This is a genomic window from Methanococcoides sp. LMO-2 (assembly GCF_038432375.1).
Taxonomy (GTDB): domain Archaea; phylum Halobacteriota; class Methanosarcinia; order Methanosarcinales; family Methanosarcinaceae; genus Methanococcoides; species Methanococcoides cohabitans.
In genome coordinates, this window is sequence record NZ_JBCAUS010000002.1 from 724,819 (window position 1) to 740,675 (window position 15,857).

19 protein-coding genes are annotated in these 15,857 nt (G+C 45.3%); 2 read left to right on the forward strand and 17 right to left on the reverse strand.

Annotated features, from left to right (window positions below; all coding sequences use genetic code 11):
• Window positions 1-32: 32 nt before the first annotated feature.
• Window positions 33-2,552 carry a PAS domain-containing protein gene (locus tag WOA13_RS03660; protein ID WP_342126630.1) on the reverse strand — a complete coding sequence of 840 codons (2,520 nt, stop codon included), beginning with the start codon at window positions 2,550-2,552 and terminating at the stop codon, window positions 33-35.
• Between the two features lie 360 nt (window positions 2,553-2,912).
• Here WOA13_RS03660 and WOA13_RS03665 point away from each other — a divergent pair, with 360 nt between their 5' ends.
• Complete coding sequence (locus tag WOA13_RS03665) at window positions 2,913-3,818, forward strand: tetratricopeptide repeat protein (protein WP_342126631.1); 906 nt, start codon at window positions 2,913-2,915, stop codon at window positions 3,816-3,818.
• On the opposite strand, the gene WOA13_RS03670 is transcribed toward WOA13_RS03665, so the two are convergent.
• Genes WOA13_RS03670 through WOA13_RS03685 form a run of 4 tightly spaced genes read right to left on the reverse strand, consistent with a single transcriptional unit; the run spans window position 3,819 to window position 6,986 of the window.
• The gene (locus WOA13_RS03670; RefSeq protein WP_342126632.1) at window positions 3,819-4,286 is read right to left on the reverse strand and encodes a nucleoside deaminase; all 468 of its coding nucleotides are present in this window, start codon (window positions 4,284-4,286) and stop codon (window positions 3,819-3,821) included.
• A gap of 3 nt (window positions 4,287-4,289) precedes the next feature.
• Window positions 4,290-4,886 carry a DUF447 domain-containing protein gene (locus WOA13_RS03675; protein WP_342126633.1) on the reverse strand — a complete coding sequence of 199 codons (597 nt, stop codon included), beginning with the start codon at window positions 4,884-4,886 and terminating at the stop codon, window positions 4,290-4,292.
• Window positions 4,886-5,857, reverse strand: coding sequence for a triphosphoribosyl-dephospho-CoA synthase (locus WOA13_RS03680; RefSeq protein WP_342126634.1), 972 nt, complete (start codon window positions 5,855-5,857; stop codon window positions 4,886-4,888). Before WOA13_RS03680 ends, WOA13_RS03675 begins: the two co-directional genes overlap by 1 nt.
• Window positions 5,847-6,986 (reverse strand): methanogenesis marker 9 domain-containing protein, encoded by a 1,140-nt coding sequence (locus WOA13_RS03685; protein ID WP_342126635.1) that lies wholly within the window; start codon window positions 6,984-6,986, stop codon window positions 5,847-5,849. Before WOA13_RS03685 ends, WOA13_RS03680 begins: the two co-directional genes overlap by 11 nt.
• A gap of 137 nt (window positions 6,987-7,123) precedes the next feature.
• Here WOA13_RS03685 and WOA13_RS03690 point away from each other — a divergent pair, with 137 nt between their 5' ends.
• On the forward strand, window positions 7,124-7,915 hold the full coding sequence (locus WOA13_RS03690; RefSeq protein WP_342126636.1) for a carbon-nitrogen family hydrolase: 792 nt from the start codon (window positions 7,124-7,126) through the stop codon (window positions 7,913-7,915).
• Between the two features lie 94 nt (window positions 7,916-8,009).
• On the opposite strand, the gene WOA13_RS03695 is transcribed toward WOA13_RS03690, so the two are convergent.
• From WOA13_RS03695 to rrp41, 12 genes are all read right to left on the reverse strand, one after another.
• Entirely contained in the window at window positions 8,010-8,987 is a 978-nt protein-coding gene (locus WOA13_RS03695; protein WP_342126637.1) for a methanogenesis marker 12 protein, read from the reverse strand.
• 19 nt (window positions 8,988-9,006) lie between these two features.
• On the reverse strand, window positions 9,007-9,354 hold the full coding sequence (locus WOA13_RS03700) for a DUF2103 domain-containing protein (protein WP_048204992.1): 348 nt from the start codon (window positions 9,352-9,354) through the stop codon (window positions 9,007-9,009).
• 107 nt (window positions 9,355-9,461) lie between these two features.
• Window positions 9,462-9,899, reverse strand: a complete 438-nt coding sequence (locus WOA13_RS03705; protein WP_342126889.1) for an ACT domain-containing protein — start codon at window positions 9,897-9,899, stop codon at window positions 9,462-9,464.
• Window positions 9,900-9,944: 45 nt separating this feature from the next.
• The gene (locus tag WOA13_RS03710; protein WP_342126638.1) at window positions 9,945-11,249 is read right to left on the reverse strand and encodes a phenylacetate--CoA ligase family protein; all 1,305 of its coding nucleotides are present in this window, start codon (window positions 11,247-11,249) and stop codon (window positions 9,945-9,947) included.
• Between the two features lie 50 nt (window positions 11,250-11,299).
• Window positions 11,300-12,265, reverse strand: coding sequence for a DHH family phosphoesterase (locus WOA13_RS03715; RefSeq protein WP_342126639.1), 966 nt, complete (start codon window positions 12,263-12,265; stop codon window positions 11,300-11,302).
• A gap of 81 nt (window positions 12,266-12,346) precedes the next feature.
• On the reverse strand, window positions 12,347-12,700 hold the full coding sequence (locus WOA13_RS03720) for a prefoldin subunit beta (RefSeq protein ID WP_342126640.1): 354 nt from the start codon (window positions 12,698-12,700) through the stop codon (window positions 12,347-12,349).
• Between the two features lie 84 nt (window positions 12,701-12,784).
• Complete coding sequence (locus tag WOA13_RS03725) at window positions 12,785-13,039, reverse strand: KEOPS complex subunit Pcc1 (protein ID WP_342126641.1); 255 nt, start codon at window positions 13,037-13,039, stop codon at window positions 12,785-12,787.
• On the reverse strand, window positions 13,036-13,503 hold the full coding sequence (locus WOA13_RS03730) for an rRNA maturation protein (RefSeq protein WP_342126642.1): 468 nt from the start codon (window positions 13,501-13,503) through the stop codon (window positions 13,036-13,038). The genes WOA13_RS03725 and WOA13_RS03730 overlap by 4 nt, the downstream gene beginning before the upstream one ends.
• Window positions 13,504-13,508: 5 nt before the next feature.
• Window positions 13,509-13,649, reverse strand: coding sequence for a DNA-directed RNA polymerase subunit P (locus tag WOA13_RS03735; protein WP_048204985.1), 141 nt, complete (start codon window positions 13,647-13,649; stop codon window positions 13,509-13,511).
• 4 nt (window positions 13,650-13,653) lie between these two features.
• Window positions 13,654-13,941 (reverse strand): 50S ribosomal protein L37ae, encoded by a 288-nt coding sequence (locus tag WOA13_RS03740; RefSeq protein WP_048204984.1) that lies wholly within the window; start codon window positions 13,939-13,941, stop codon window positions 13,654-13,656.
• Between the two features lie 92 nt (window positions 13,942-14,033).
• Window positions 14,034-14,825 carry an exosome complex protein Rrp42 gene (gene rrp42 / locus WOA13_RS03745; RefSeq protein WP_342126643.1) on the reverse strand — a complete coding sequence of 264 codons (792 nt, stop codon included), beginning with the start codon at window positions 14,823-14,825 and terminating at the stop codon, window positions 14,034-14,036.
• On the reverse strand, window positions 14,806-15,831 hold the full coding sequence (rrp41, locus tag WOA13_RS03750; RefSeq protein WP_342126644.1) for an exosome complex exonuclease Rrp41: 1,026 nt from the start codon (window positions 15,829-15,831) through the stop codon (window positions 14,806-14,808). The genes rrp42 and rrp41 overlap by 20 nt, the downstream gene beginning before the upstream one ends.
• Window positions 15,832-15,857 lie beyond the last annotated feature (26 nt).

Genomic DNA, 15,857 nt, shown 5'->3' on the forward strand with positions numbered 1-15,857 from the left:
TGAAGTTTACATGATAACGTACAGAACCAATGTTAGTCAAGGAAACGTGATGTAGAAAGAATACATGGCTGCCCCGACCATTCCCCGCACACAAGCCTTGTTTCAACCTTATACGGCGATCCTTCAATACCTACCATGAGCGTCTCGAAGACAATGGTCTTCCCTACCTTTACTTTTGACAGGACCGAATCCACCTGGTCCCATTCGGATTCAGGATGCAATTCAAGATAATGCATTTCAGAAACTTCATCCTCGACAAATCCCAGATAGTCCCCTACCACCTTGTTGGCATAAAGGACATAGCCATCCATATCCATAACCACCAGCAACTCATCCATCATATCAACAAGTGACCGCAAGTCATCATATTTTTGAGAGATACCGGACTCGGCATGCATTTTGGAGATCGCGATACCGATCTGGTTAGCTATCGTTTCAAGAGAACTGCGCGAGTTGTCAGGAATCTCATATTCACTGTGCGATGAAAGACAAAGGGCTGCTATGACATTACCTTCATGTTTCACAGGAATGATGGCAGTCCCATGAAGTCCTTCATAGCGGAGCTTCTCCCCTGTACCAATAGCATTAAGTTCGGAATGATGTTTGTAAACTGGCTGCCCGGTCATAATCAGGCGGTTCTGGACGGAGCTCTTCGGAAAAACAGCAGTATCCCTCACAAAGCGTTCCGACAGGCCTTCGTGTGCTACAAGCTTCATGTCACCCGTCACATTATCCAGAAGATAAAGTCTTCCGGAATCCACCGGGTCCACCTTCAGGCTGAAGTTGAGCATCTGTTCAAAGGTTTCCTCAATGGTATTAGCAGAATTAAGTACCGTATCAAGATCAAGCTGGATATGCATGAAGTCATCAGAATGCTTCCTGTCGGTCACATCCACGATGATACCCTGCAGGTACTTCACATTTCCTTCCTCATCATGTTTAATAAAGGTCCTCTCATCGACCCAGCGCACATCGCCAAACTTGGTGAATATGCGATACTCCTGGTTAAAGTCCATGAAACCTGCATCCACTCTCTTGGCAAGTTCCTTCTGCACACGTTCCAGGTCATAGGGGTGCACGATGTCACCATACACGAGTTTGCCTGAGATGAAATCATCTACAGAATACCCAAACTGGGCAACATTCTCTGAAACGAACTCAACAGGCCAGTTCTCCTCAGCACGCCATAAGAAGACAACTGCAGGGCTGCTTTTGATAACATCCCCAAGGATGTTCTGTATATCAAGGGAGCGGCGAAGTTCCCAATCTGCCTTCTTGTGAAGCAGTATGTTCCACATACCATTCATAAGGAGAGTGACCTGCCTCACATCCGAAAGGTCGTAGTCCTCATTCTTGTTACCAAGCCCAACAAGGCCAACAATTTCATCCCTGTCAGATATAGGTATGCTCAGGAACCTTGTGATCCCTATATGACCTTCAGGATAACCTTTCTTAGAGGGATTCTCCTCCGAATAATCATTGATAATAACAGGAAGCTTCTGCTGCATGGACTCTATCCAAAGACCCGCATGATCAATATGAGATGATGCTTTCCTGCCCTTTACGAAGCATTCCTTCATTGCTTCCCCGGACCAGGATTCGATAGAAACGGTCTTCCCATCCTCACCAACAATAGCAAGATAACCAACCTCACTTCCTGTCAGGCCGACCGCTTCATTCAATGAAAAATCAACGATCTCCTGAATGGATGAATCCGTCATCTGGTAGAGGTTAAGCAGGGCCTCAATACGCATCTCTTCGGCATGCAACGCATTTTCTATTTTCTTGCGCCCGGTGATATCAACGATGATACCCTGAAGATATGTGACCTCACCCTTTGAATTATGATGAAGGTGCGTCCTTTCATCAACCCACCTGATCTCACCTGCTTTTGTGAGTATCCTATATTCCTGGAAGAAATCAGAATAACCACCTTCTGCAGATTTAGATACTCCTGCACGCACACGACCAATGTCATCCGGATGTACAATGTCCCCATAAACAAGCTTACCAGAGGTAAAATCTTCCACAGAGTAACCGAACATATCAATGTTCTTCGAAACGAACTCTACCGGCCAGTCCTCGTCTGCCCTCCAAAGGAATACGACAACAGGACTGGAATTGATGACCGATTCCAGCGTGCTCTTCATTTCAAGGGCGCCATCCAGCAAAGCCATATCGCCCATCCTCTGTTCAGTAATATCAACCACGATACCATGGTAGAACCTGATATTGCCAGACTCATCATAATGAACGGAGGTCCTCTCATCAACCCAACGAACCTTACCCGATCTTGTGAGAATACGATATCTCAGATCAAAGCTTGCATCCTCTTTGTTCACATGACGTAATGCTTCGGACATGACCATTCCTGCATCATCCGGATGGAGAATATCAATATAGCGAAGCTTACCGGAGACAAAATCGTCTGCATCATAACCAAGCTGGGAGATATTCTCAGAAACGAAATCCACGGGCCAGCCTTCATCTTCTCTCCAGACAAAGACCATCGCAGGACTTGAGTTGATCACAGAAGTAAACACCTCCTCCATGGATTCTGCATCAAGAAATGGTTTTTTTGCCTTACCAATATCCGTTTTTTTGGCAGTGATACGATCAACTCCAGGTCTGTAAACATGTATAAGATAGTGAACCTATTTATACATTAATACAAGAAACATACAAAAATTCGTTTTGTTTTTTATAGATATGTCCCATATTAATGATATATTGCCCTTAATAGGACATAATTCGCAATTTAAGTGAATACATTGCTCACAATATATAATTGCAATAAAGAATCAGACCCAGACCTCGTCGGGAAAAATAACAGGATGGAAACATAAGGAAGAAACAATTAGACATGGCCTTCCTGCAAAAACTATATCACTATTCTTAGAGTAATTCAACCTATGGGCATTTTCAAGAATATAATTGACCAGTCATCTTTCAGGCGAAAGCTCAAACAGATGGAAAAAATGGCAGAGAGTACATATGGGAAGGGATACGTCCTTTTTGAACTTGGCCGATATGAAGAAGCACTGGAAAAATACGATGAAGCCGCAGATATGCTGGATGAAATGCAGCAAATGCTCCTGAAAGAAGGCATGGAAAAAGAAGCAGCAAACGTTGACAAAAGGGCAATGGACATCAGGTTCAACAAATGTTTCATTCTTTTCAGGCTTCAGCGATACGAAGATACCCTTGATATCATTGATGAAACACTGAGCAAGAGATCGGATGATCCAAAGATCACATTCAGCAAAGGTTTCGTACTATTCAGCATCAGCAGATATGAAGAAGCATTACAGGTACTTGACAGGGCTATTGAAATGCAACCGGAAATGCCTGACCCATGGTACTGCAAGGCCAATGCCCTCTACCAGATGGAGCTTTTCGAAGATGCACTTGAAGCATATGAAAAGGCTATTGAATATGCAGGCATTCTGAACTTTGAGTTCCCCAGATATTCCTTCCTGAACATCAACCCGGATCCCACATTGAAGACAAATGCTTCAGGGGTCTGGTACAGTAAAGCAAATACACTCAATAAACTTGGCAGAATGGAAGAGGCCATAGAAGCATACAGGAATGCTCTTGAGATAAAACAGTCATTCTCCGATGCCTGGTACAGCCTTGGCAACTGCCTTGCAGAGGTTGGAAGGGATGAGGATGCAATAACTGCTTTCACAAATGCGATTATGATAGAGCCGGACCTCATCGCAGCACGTGAAAATAAAGCAGAAATTCTCTTAAAACTTGGAAGGGAAGAGGAAGCAAAAGAAACGCTCGACTATGAATCTGATTCCGGTAATTGATCAGTACATGATCTTATCCGGTTTTTTCTCCCATTCAACCAGTAACTTACGGCAGCCTTCACATTCGATATTGGACTTTTCCAATACGGATGCTGAAGCACCTTTTCTCAGGATCTCATATATCTTGCCATCATCAAACCCTATTGAAGCAACGTCCTCGGTACTGGTCCCATAGTAAATTTTCCCAATATGTGCCCAGCATATGGCAGATAGGCACATTGGACAGGGCATTGTGGTTGCATAAAGTTCGCAACCTGAAAGATCAAAGGTATCAAGAATTGAAGAAGCCTCGCGTATCGCGACAATTTCAGCATGTGCAGAAGGATCGTTGGTGCTAAGGACCTTGTTGTGACCTCTGGAGATGATCTTGCCGTCCTTTACAATAACAGCTCCGAAAGGGCCGCCTTCATTGTTCCGAATTCCTTTGCGTGCTTCTTCCACGGCAATTTCCATGAAACGTCCGGACATACGTTATTTATTCTCCCCAAGGTGGTCCAGAAGAAGCTTCATTGCCTGCTTTTCAGGTTTGCCACCGCATTTGTTCACCGTGCAGGAATAGGCCTTAATAAGTCTCATATATTTCTCATCTTTTGTCAGCTCGTAGCGTGTTGCATGCACACAAGATTCGATCAGCAAATTAAACCCACGATTCACCGACTTGAAGACCTGCTGGTTCATCCGTGCATGCAGAGGTTTAAGTTTTGCCACCAGTGCTTCAGATGTTTCCTTTACGTCAGTACACTCAAAGACAGCCCAGCAAACGGCATCCTTAAGCACTGAAAAATGGCGCTCATCATGTGTGAAAACATCGAACTCCGAATCATCAATGTCACCAAAAGTGGTGCGCACAAAAAGAACAGGATCATAGACAAGGTTTGCCACAAGCATGCGCTCTGCCATTACATTGCTGTATGTTGTCGAACCTTTAAAAAGCCTCACCAGCAGTTCATCATCTTTTCGGACAATTCCCATTGGAGCAGCATTTGGAGACCATCCCTGATAAGTGGTCACGATCATTTCATTTATGCCTTCAGTTATTCCAAACGTATCAAGATCTATATGTGCCATTAAAATCTCAAACCCCCAAGCAATGCTATGAAAATGCCTGCTATGATGATATCAGCTGTCGATCCCGGATTCAATTTCTTTTCCAGCAATTTCTCATCGAAATCTTCAATGTCTCCCCGGAACGCGTTGAGATCATAACCGTTATTTTCTATTTTTGAAATAATATACTTTGCCTGCACAGAAACATTTTCCGCTGTTTCTATATTAGTCTTTGTCCTGATGAACGTATCAGGGTTTTCCGAAAGCAATTTCAAAAATGTATAAACGATCACATGATTGATGTCATCAATTCTATCCTCACCTTCGGAAGCCGTCATCAGGCGAATTATTGTCTGTGCACAATATGCACAGTTCTTAAAACCACTAACCCACTCATTGGCGATCTGGTCATAATCCTGCGAGATCCCCATCAGGTCATATAAGGTCACGCCATCTTCTTTTAATGAAGCAAGGGAGCCTTCATCCTGAAGGTCGAACTCATCAACATCGTTCACACGAACTCCTGCTGAACTGAAGGAGCGGTAAAAGTCCAGGGCATCTTCAGTATCTGCTGCCCGGACGATGTCATGGGCACGGCTCACAAGCCGGTCAACATCAAATTCCCCGCCATTGTCCAGAAGTTGACCTGCGGCCATGGAAAGCGGTATAAGCAGAAGGAATGCCCCAAAGTGGGTGTTACCACCGCTCTGCCAGCAATTGCTCTGGTAAACGGCATTTTTAAGGCTCTCACCAATAGATGCACACCCACGGGCGGCATTCTCAATTACAGGAGAGACGCTGATAGCCGATGCAAGAAAATGCTCATACCTGGTGTCATCATAGTCATGATGACGGTCTATATTTCCCGGTTTCGGGGATGATGAGACCTCCAGGACCATTGCAAGCTGGGCACAGCGTGCGATGTATGATGCTGCAGAACTGTAGCTGCAGCAAGCTTCATCAGATACCTGCCCGCAGTAATCAGAATTCATTCACAGGTTTTTTAGCATTATCTAATATATAAGTTGCAAGGTCTTTCTTCAGTTTCATATAATCTGATGCAGAAAGATCGAGAAGGTCGAGGACACCGTCCCTTAAGTAGCAGGGCTTTGAAATCTTACAACACCATACAAGACTGCCAAAACAGGTACTGTCTCCGAATTCAAGAGGTGTTCCCTTTGCAAACTCCATTTTGATGTTAGCAAACTCCTTGGGGCTGTAGCCAAGCTGTCCTGCCTTGTTGTGCACAGCACAGGGTTTGACCGGAAGACAGCAGAATGCAAGTCCCCGAAGGTCTCCCTCGCCGCGACAGACGTGTTTGGGTGAATTATACCAGCCGATCTGTTCCTGAAGCAAGGTTATTTCCTCGACAAGATCGTCGATCAGATGCGGATCCTGAAGAGCGCCTCTTGAGACAGAGACCATGTCAGCGCCTCTTGAGAACATCTCTTTGGCATCATAGAAATCAAGAATAGAATTATTCCCAATAAGGAAAAGCCTGGAAGAATCACGTACACGCAGTATCGCACTCAGGTCCGCGCCTGCACCTTCCTTCATAGCATCAAGGTGAAGAATGTCCGCACCTGCATTTTCCACGGCCCTTACAAGGGCGATATCATCAACAACGTTTGCCCTTACCTTTACGGAAAGGACGACACCGGTCTCTTTTATCTTAGAAATCCAGTCCGCAAGTCTTGGCATATCCTTCATTAGTGCTTCGCCAACACCGATAGAGACCATTTCTTCCTGCCTGCAGTGAGCATCCAGCTCAAGAATATAACCGGCATCTTTTATGATCTCAGCGGCTTTGAGCAATGGTTCAAGGGTCGTGCTCCTGACATTGAAAGCCACAGCACCATTAATATTGACAGCCTTCACCTCATTTTCAAGGAATTCCAGCGGAGAATCTGTTATGAACTCATCCCGGCCTTTCTCAACAAGTTTGGAAGCGGCTGCATTCGTCTCACTGTCCAGATTATAGCCACCGATCACAGCAAGACCGGCATTCTTTGCATGGGTGTTCGCAAACTCACTATTGGTAATACCAGCCATTGGTGCAAGGGCTATGGGGTTACTGAATTTGACATAACCGACCTGCAGATCAAAAAGTTCATCACTCACAATAATAGCCTCATTAAGGTTGCTTTAGCTTAATTTGGGCTCTAAAAGAAAGTAGATACATATTAATGTAACGTTACAGCAAATAAATATATACAGAGAACAAGAGAAACAATCCAAAATGAGCAGAGGGACTTCAAGTGAATAAGATCAAAGCTGCAGCCATCCAGATGGACATCTCACAGTGCAATAAAAATGAAAACATCAGCAAAGCGCTCATGCTTTCAGAGAAGGCTATCTCACAAGGTGCAAACCTCATCGTCCTCCCGGAAGTATTCTCTACCGGCTTCTGCTATGAGGATCTGGAAAATGCAGGCGAGTCTGAACCATTCCCTACGATCGAAAGGCTGAAAGAGTTCTCAAAAAAGAACTCATGTGTCATGATAGGTTCAATAATCGAAAAAAAAGAACAGGAAGACACAACCATATTCACAAATCTTGGGTTCTGCATCGAAAAGGGTGAACTTGCTGGAACCTATACCAAAACACATCCATTCGGAAGGGAAAAGGGGTATTTCACAGCCGGAAACGATATCCAACCTATATACCTGAAGAGCTATGACCTTACCGTCGGCCTGGAGATCTGCTATGAGATGCGTTTCCCCGAAATAGCAAGAAAACTGGTGATCGCAGGATCCGATATCCTCGTGACCATTGCCGAATTCCCGAATCCGAGGGAATACCAGTGGCGATCCCTTGCCACAGCACGTGCTGTTGAGAACCAGATATACCATATCGCCTGCAACAGGACAGGTTCTGATCCGGATTCCACATTCTTCGGGGCTACAATGATACTTGACCCTCTTGGAAACGTCCTTGCAGATTCAAAAGATAAAGAATGTTACATCATCCATGAGATCGATACGGAAATAATGGAAAAAACAAGAAAAGCGATCCCTGTATTCGATGATAGGAGACCTGACCTTTACTAAAAGGTCCTTATGGTCAAGACCGGGAATTTTAAAAAAATAAGAAGTAGGAATTACAGATATGAAAGATCATAAGCCTATTATTAAATTTTGAATTTCAGGATTCAAAATGGACCTCAAGTCCAAGGATATGATTAGCACCGCCGGCGATGTCACGGGCGATCTCTGCACAACCTATTGCAGCACTCCATTTACCAAGCACCTCCGGCATAACACTCAGATGCTTTCCTATACGCTCCACGACGAACTCATGCTCACCCATGGAACCGGCAAGGAATACTTTACCATGCGATCCGAGGTCTTCCATGAGAACCTGCATTGCGGCGATCTCCATGGCCGCAAAGAGTGAGATGCGTTCCATTGCAAGCACAGCTTCATCCTCACCATCATCCAATGCTTTGAGAAGCTCATTCACACTGGAATAAGGACTGCGGCTCAATACCCCGGCATTCATGAAGGCCTCATTGGCACTGTATTTGCCTGCATCGACATCCCTGATAGCCTCAAGGTCAAGAGGACCGTGCTGGGTACCGGGAGCAAATATGCATGCATCTATGGCACCTGTAAGCTTGCCTCCACAAACACCAACTGTCACTGTATTGGAACTAATATCGGAGACCACAAGGTTGTCCACACCTTTGCATCTGGCATTGTATGCGATCCCGATCTTTTCAGGACTGGTCGAATGTGAGAAAACGTTCAATCGGGGGTCAGTATTGCTCTTCGAATGGATTCCCGGGATCAGCACAGCAGGTATGACCGAGTCTTTGATCGCATCAAAGACAAGAGTACCTGCACCGGTCTTCTTCCCGACACCTTCAATGCTTACGACTCCGCGGGATTTGACATTCCTGAGATCCTCAATGGCAGTTATACCATCGCCCATGGAATAGGTGACAGCAGCAAGTTCGATATCGGAGATATCAACTCCAAGACCGGATGTAAATGATCCGAGGATCTCCTCTCCTGACATGGTAGCCACTTCTGAACGTGGCAGCTCGAATGTCCTTACACCATCCTTATCGATCCCGGCAAAACGCATCGCATTTGTACCGTGATCAACCCCGATGAACATAGTATACACCTGTATAGACTTAGATATCAAAAAGCATAGCGTTAAGTTCTTCCATTACACGCTCACCTTCATCGTGAGTGGCAACGGTTGTAACGATCCTTATTTCCTGTGATGAGGTTCCATGAGAAATAAGCATTCGAAGGTTGCCTCTCTCATCAGGACGCAGAACCTTTGCAACAAGGTTCCCACCCGGGGAACTCTTCCCTTTAACGGTTATGACGGATGGAATAATGCTCTTGACCTCTTCATGCTGACCTATGATACCAAGAACCTTCTTTCCCTGGCGTTCACCAATAACAGTGGTGTGAGCACCGTGAACTTTGTCTTTTAAAACCGATTCCCAATTTTTAATCGAATTATCTTCCATGCACGAAATTTGAAAAGCTGATATAAAAACGTTACTGAGATATATAAATCAAAAAAGAAACGAAAAGAAAAGGAAAGGATATGCACCTTCACAGTGCATTTATCCAGTTAAATGTTGTGTACGTCACTCATGTCGAGCAAACGAACGCTTGCACCATCAAGGGCCTTTACAGCACCCCTGATGTCATTCACACGTACGATAAGGAAAGCCTTCTCGGTCTTTGTGACAAATGCATAAGCATAATCGATATTGATGTTCTTTTCACTGAGAACATCTGCGATCATTGCAAGCTGCCCCGGAATATCCTCCATCTCCACACCAAGGACATTGGTCTCCGATACAGTGAATCCTGCATCATGGAGTACTTTGTGAGCCATATCCGGTTCATCCACAACCATCCTGATTATTCCGAAGTCTCCGGCCTCTGCAATGGTAAATGCACGAATGTTAATGCCGGCTTCCTTGAACTTCTCAGCAATGTTTGCAAGCCTTCCCGGCTTGTTCTCTGCAAATAATGAGATCTGTTTGATCATTTTCTCTTCTATGAGATCAACCCCTTAAGTTCTATTAGAATGACTGTTTCTAATGTATTATATCTTTCTGTTATCGATCACTTTCTTTGCCTTGCCCATTGAACGTGGAAGTGAACCGTGTTCAACAAGTTCGACCTTGACAGCAATGTTCAGTACGCTCTTAAGGGCTCCACCCACCTTTTTCTCAAGGTCCATGAGATCATTGATCTTGTCACTGAAAGCAGCCTCATTCATTTCGATCTGCACCTTCATGACGTCAAGTTCGTTGATCCTGTCAACGATGATCATGAAGTGCTCACCTACCTCAGGGATCTTCATAAGGACTGATTCGACCTGTCCGGGGAATACATTGATTCCACGAACGATAAGCATGTCATCAGCACGTCCGAGCACACGCATAATACGTGGGTGTGTACGTCCACATTCACATTCGTCCCAGTTAAGTACGGTTATGTCCCCGATCCTGTATCTGATAAGTGGCAATGCTTCTTTCACAAGTGTTGTGATCACAAGCTCACCACGTTCTCCGTTCGGCACAGGTTCACCGGTCTCAGGGTTGATGACCTCCACAAGGAACTGGTCTGCCCATATGTGGATACCTTTCTGGTACTGGCATTCAGTAAAGAGGGGGCCGCTAAGTTCGGATGTTCCGAAAATATCGTATGCTTTGATACCTGTGGAATCCTCGATCCTCTTACGCATCTCCTCTGACCATGGCTCAGCACCAAGTACACCCACACGAAGTTTTGTGTCATCCTGAAAGCTGATACCTGCCTCCCTTGCTGCCTCGATCATGAACAGAAGGTAGGAAGGAGTGCATGCGATCACACTGGAGCCAAGGTCCTGCATAAGCTCGATCTGCCTTTCAGTATTACCGGAGCTTGTTGGAAGAACAGTACAGCCTGCTTCCTCAGCACCATAGTGCATACCAAGACCACCTGTGAAAAGACCGTAGCCATAACCTATCTGCATGACATCGTCCCTTCCGACACCAATGGATGTCAGTGCACGTGCAAGGGAAGTAGACCATGCTTTGATATCATTATCAGTGTAACCGACAACTGTTGGCTTACCGGTAGTTCCGGATGAAACGTGGAATCGTACAAGCTTGTTGTTGGGAACACAGAACATACCTGTCGGGTAGGTGTCCCTAAGGTCCTGCTTGAATGTGAACGGAAGCTTTGTAACATCATCCAGTGTCTTTATGTCCTCGGGTTTTACACCTGCTTCATCGAACCTCTTCCTGTAAAAAGGAGAATGCTCATAAACATATTTCACGAGCTGGCATAATTTCTGTTCCTGTACTTTTTTTAACTCGTCGACAGGCATTCTCTCGATCTGTGGATTCCAGTATTCTATCATAGTATCACACTATTGTTGATTAATATTGATGATGGTTTTGTCATAACCATTTATAAACTCAACGGGTTTTCCTTTCCTTGCAATATTTGTTTTACAGACTCGACGCATTCAAAGAGCACAGTATCCATATCGGCAACAACATCAATACCTGCAGCACCTGCATGGCCTCCGCCTGTACCTTCATAGTGACCACTGATCTCTTCCATGATCTTGCCAAGGTTAACACCCGCATTCACAGCATCACGCTTTGCGCGACCACTTACCCTTATGCTTTCACCCCGGGCAGTTCCCACAAAAGCAACATCACCGCCAATATTGATCAGCATGGACGATGCAGAGCCTCCAAAGGAACTTACATTTGAGGTCACAACCAGCCAGTTGCCCACACGCTCTATTGTTGCACGTGAAGCAGACTTGAGCATTGCGATCCTCATTGAAACATCCTGTGGAGTGGATGCCATCATGTCAAGCACTTCTGCATACTCCACACCACTTGACTCGATGATCTCGCCAAAGGTCTTGAAGGTCTTGCTTGTTGCATGTTTGAAATGACCGGTATCAGTAACAATGCCTGCCATCAATCCCAGTGCCATCCTATGCATAATGGGAGCACCCATACAATTCAGGACATCGTAAACGATCTCTGCCACCGACGTTGCATTGCGGTGAAGATAAAAAGAAGCATTTTCAGTAAGTGCGGTGGTTGCATGATGGTCTATCACGCAGTAATTGGAAAGTTCTATATCATTAAGCTGTGCGCTGGTAGATGTATCTACTACGACTACCAGATCATAATCTTTCGGATCCGGGCTTTCTACTACATCGATCTCCAGTTTATCTACAAGAAGGGATGCAACCCTGTTACACCCGTCAACCAGCCCTACGGTACCCCCGATTGCCTCAGAGAGTGCAAATGCACTGCTTATGGCGTCGGGATCGGCATTACGATGGCATAGATATAAGATATTGTGATAATCCAGAAGTCGATTGTAGAAGCCAACTTCATCAACCTGCATTGCTACCTCTCATCTTTTTACAGAAGCATGATCCGGAGGAACAGAGTTCACGTAAAAAGATAATAGGCGGGTTTACAAGGATTACTGTCCCTGTGTACCCATTGACTGCTGAAGTTGTTCCTGAAGCTGGGTAAAACGCTTTGAGATGCGCTCTTCCTGGCGGGAGATTGACTGAAGCCTTAATGAAAGTGTCTCAAGCCTTTCTTTCAATTTTGCTACGGTCTCTTCCTTGTTGGACTGGATCTGAAGGTCTCCTACAGCCCTGTAAACAACAGCATCATCGGAAAGCTTTTCAAGCTCTTCAAGCGCCATTTCGATCTCTTTCTGCATGGAAGACATCTGGTTCTTCTGCATTGCAAGAGACTGCGCCTGCTGCTGAACCTGCTGCAATTGTGCAAGCTGGTTCTGTACTTGTGGGGGTATTTCTGAACTCATTTTGGTTTCACCTGACCAGTCAATAAACCTGAAATGATTTTAATGTTTCTATTAATAAGAAAGCAAAACAGAAAGCAGGGTATCTTATGCGCCCTTGAAGGCACTCCTGCCGACCACACATACGTCGTGCGCGATCTGTATAAGACGAAGCCAGGTATTTAACGTGGAACGCATGGAAATGATGTCATCTGAATTCACCCTCATTACAAGCGAGGAGTCCCTTACCTCCACATCCACAGAAGAACGGTCGGTCACGGTACTTTCAAGTTCAGGGAGAATAGACCGGTAAACAGCTTCAGGATCATCCATCAGTATGACCGATTCAGAAGATAGCTTCAATTGTCTGCCCCCGGAACCCTGTAGCTCTTTATATTAAGTCTGAAAAGCAACTTTCCGGAATAGAAGAACTCCAAATGGTCACCTTCAACTTTAATACATTTACCTTCCCCATAACAGTCATCCTGATAAATATCAAAGTAATGTGCAAGGAGATTTCCAACTTCCGATTCACCCATAATGACCGGTTCAAAGGACTTTAAATTCGTGAACTTATAGTCCTCGGGATAGAACATGCTCAGACGAATGGATAAAAGCTCATCTCCACCCTCACCGTAGAACAAGAGACTGCCGGGACTGCCATGATAATCACCGACGACCATTACATGAGGATCATCGGAATATGACATCACTTCAGCAAGACCCATTTTTCCCCGGGTCAGATATTTACAATTAAAAAAGGATGCCAAATACTTGCACAAAGTGCGAGTATTGACAGAAGGTTTGCGAGAAGAAGTTATTAACATACTTCTTACTCGACTTTTACTGTTTTGATCGATGCCTGTGGCCTTTCTTTTACAAGTATCCTGTGTCCGCAGTAAGGACAGCGGATACCTGTATATTCATAGTCGATCTCGACCGGGCGCTTGCATCGAGTACACTTGTAGTCCATATGATTACTCAACCTGTTCAGTGGCTTTCTTAACAGACCTCATTACAGTACTACCTACTGTAGTAGTTGGAAGGTATGTGCCACCTGCAAAGGTATATCCACACTTTTTACATTTCCAGATGCCAGTCCCAACTCTCTTTACAGTCAGGCGTGCACAGTTTGCACACTTGTGTGGCATGTGCATCTTTTCTTCAAGATCCGCAACCAGCTTACGGTCTCTTCTTCCATAGCGTGTGCCGAACCTTCCTGCAGATCGGGACACACGTCCTTTCCTTGAGTATTTTTTTGCCATTATAATCGTCTCCTTGATATGGATTCCTTAATAATCGGGCTTATAATGATCGTTATAATCGTCATGAATCACTACGATGAGCATCGATCAATTCAGATGTTAAGAAGGAATTCCTCCCTTATCTTAGCACCTATCTCACATGATTTTTCAACAGCTTTCAGGAACTTCTCTTCTGAAAGCGAACCTGCACCGCTCTTCTGCATAGCACAGATCGAACCATCCTGGTTTGAAACAATAGTAACCTTTGTGTCACATACTGATTCTTCGTTGTTGCTTGCATCGATGAAGTACTCACCACCGACCTTGACAAAGGTAAGTGATACAGGCATCTCACGAATAGGCATCTTCATGTCCTCTCCACGGCCTTCGCGTTCTGCCGGGACGGTTGCAGTCATGAGAGCTGAGATTGCACCAAGTGATGCTGCATCCAGCAGGTTTCCGCTGTCGTTCAGGACATGGACGTCAATAAAGACCATCCAGACCTCTTCTCCTTCCGTAATACACAACTTGTTTAAATCAATTGCGCCTGATTCACGGATTCCACGGTCTACCACGCGTGCCATTTCAATGGCCTTTGGCCTTGGAGGACCTGCTTCGAAGTCAGGGGAAGCAATAGGGTTCAGTTCCATACTGGTGATGATAACACCCTGGTCAGCAGAATCCGGGAATGGTGTGCCGACCTGAAGCTTTACACCTACAAGTACCTGGGTATCACCCATGTATACCATTGCAGAACCTTCTGCTTTGTCTATAACGTTGGTCTCAAGCCTGATATCACGAATCTCGTCAAATGCACGACCATCCTCACGCTCACCCTTGAGAGCAAGATTGAATATATAATCTTTTTTAAGTCTTGATACAGCTTCATTGCTCATATTTCTCACCTTCTTCCTCAGGCACTGAAGCACTTTCATCTAATTCTGCTTCCTCAGAGAGTTCTTCCTCGACTGACTCTACCTCTTCTTCATTCTCAGCCTCGGTCACTTCAAATTCAGTGACGTCTTCTTCGAACATAGCTTCAGCCTCTTCAGCATCCTCGACCTCTTCGTCCTCTTCCTCTTCAAGGTCTTCGCTTTCTTCAACAGCTTCTTCTTCCTCAACTGCTTCGGAAACCTCTTCTTCCTCGGACTCGAGCTCGGCCTGAAGTTCAGCGTCTTCCAGGACCTCTTCCTCTTCAATGGTACCGAACTTTGACATAAGAGCAGCTTTCTGTATCTCAAATATCTGCTCACAGCCTTTCTTTACCATCTCGATACCTCTGGTGATCTCATCAGCAGTAAGGTTACCATCCATCTGCAACAGAGTAATGTCGCCATCCTCGGTCATTGCAATAGGGAGGTCAGCATCACCATAGTTGTCCTCAGGTTTGTTAAGGTCAAGAACAAGCTGACCGTCCACCTTACCGACAGCACAGGCAGCTACCAGTCCCTTCATAGGAATACCGGCATCAACCAATGCAAGTGTTGCAGCGTTGATAGCAGCTGTCCTTGTTCCGGCATCAGCCTGAAGGACCTCTGCGAATACATCGATAACAGCAGATGGGTAATACTGCTTCATGACAACAGGTTCGAATGCTTCTCCGCTTACCTTTGATATCTCGGTACTTCTCCTGCTTGGACCAGGCCTTATGCGGTCCTCTACAGAGAAAGCTGCCATATTGTACCTGTATCTCACCAGAGCCTCACCCGGGCGCTGAAGCCTGCGTGGGTGGAGTTCCCTTGGACCATAGACAGCAGCAAGGACCTTGTTGTTACCCCATTCAAGATAACAGGAACCATCGGCCCTTGAGAGCACGCCCATCTCGACGGTCATAGGGCGGATCTCATCAGCACGCCTGCCGTCAAGGCGAATCCCGTTCTCATCAATAAATTTTTCCGGTTTATCACTCATATTCAATCTCCAATTTCATCTCTTTA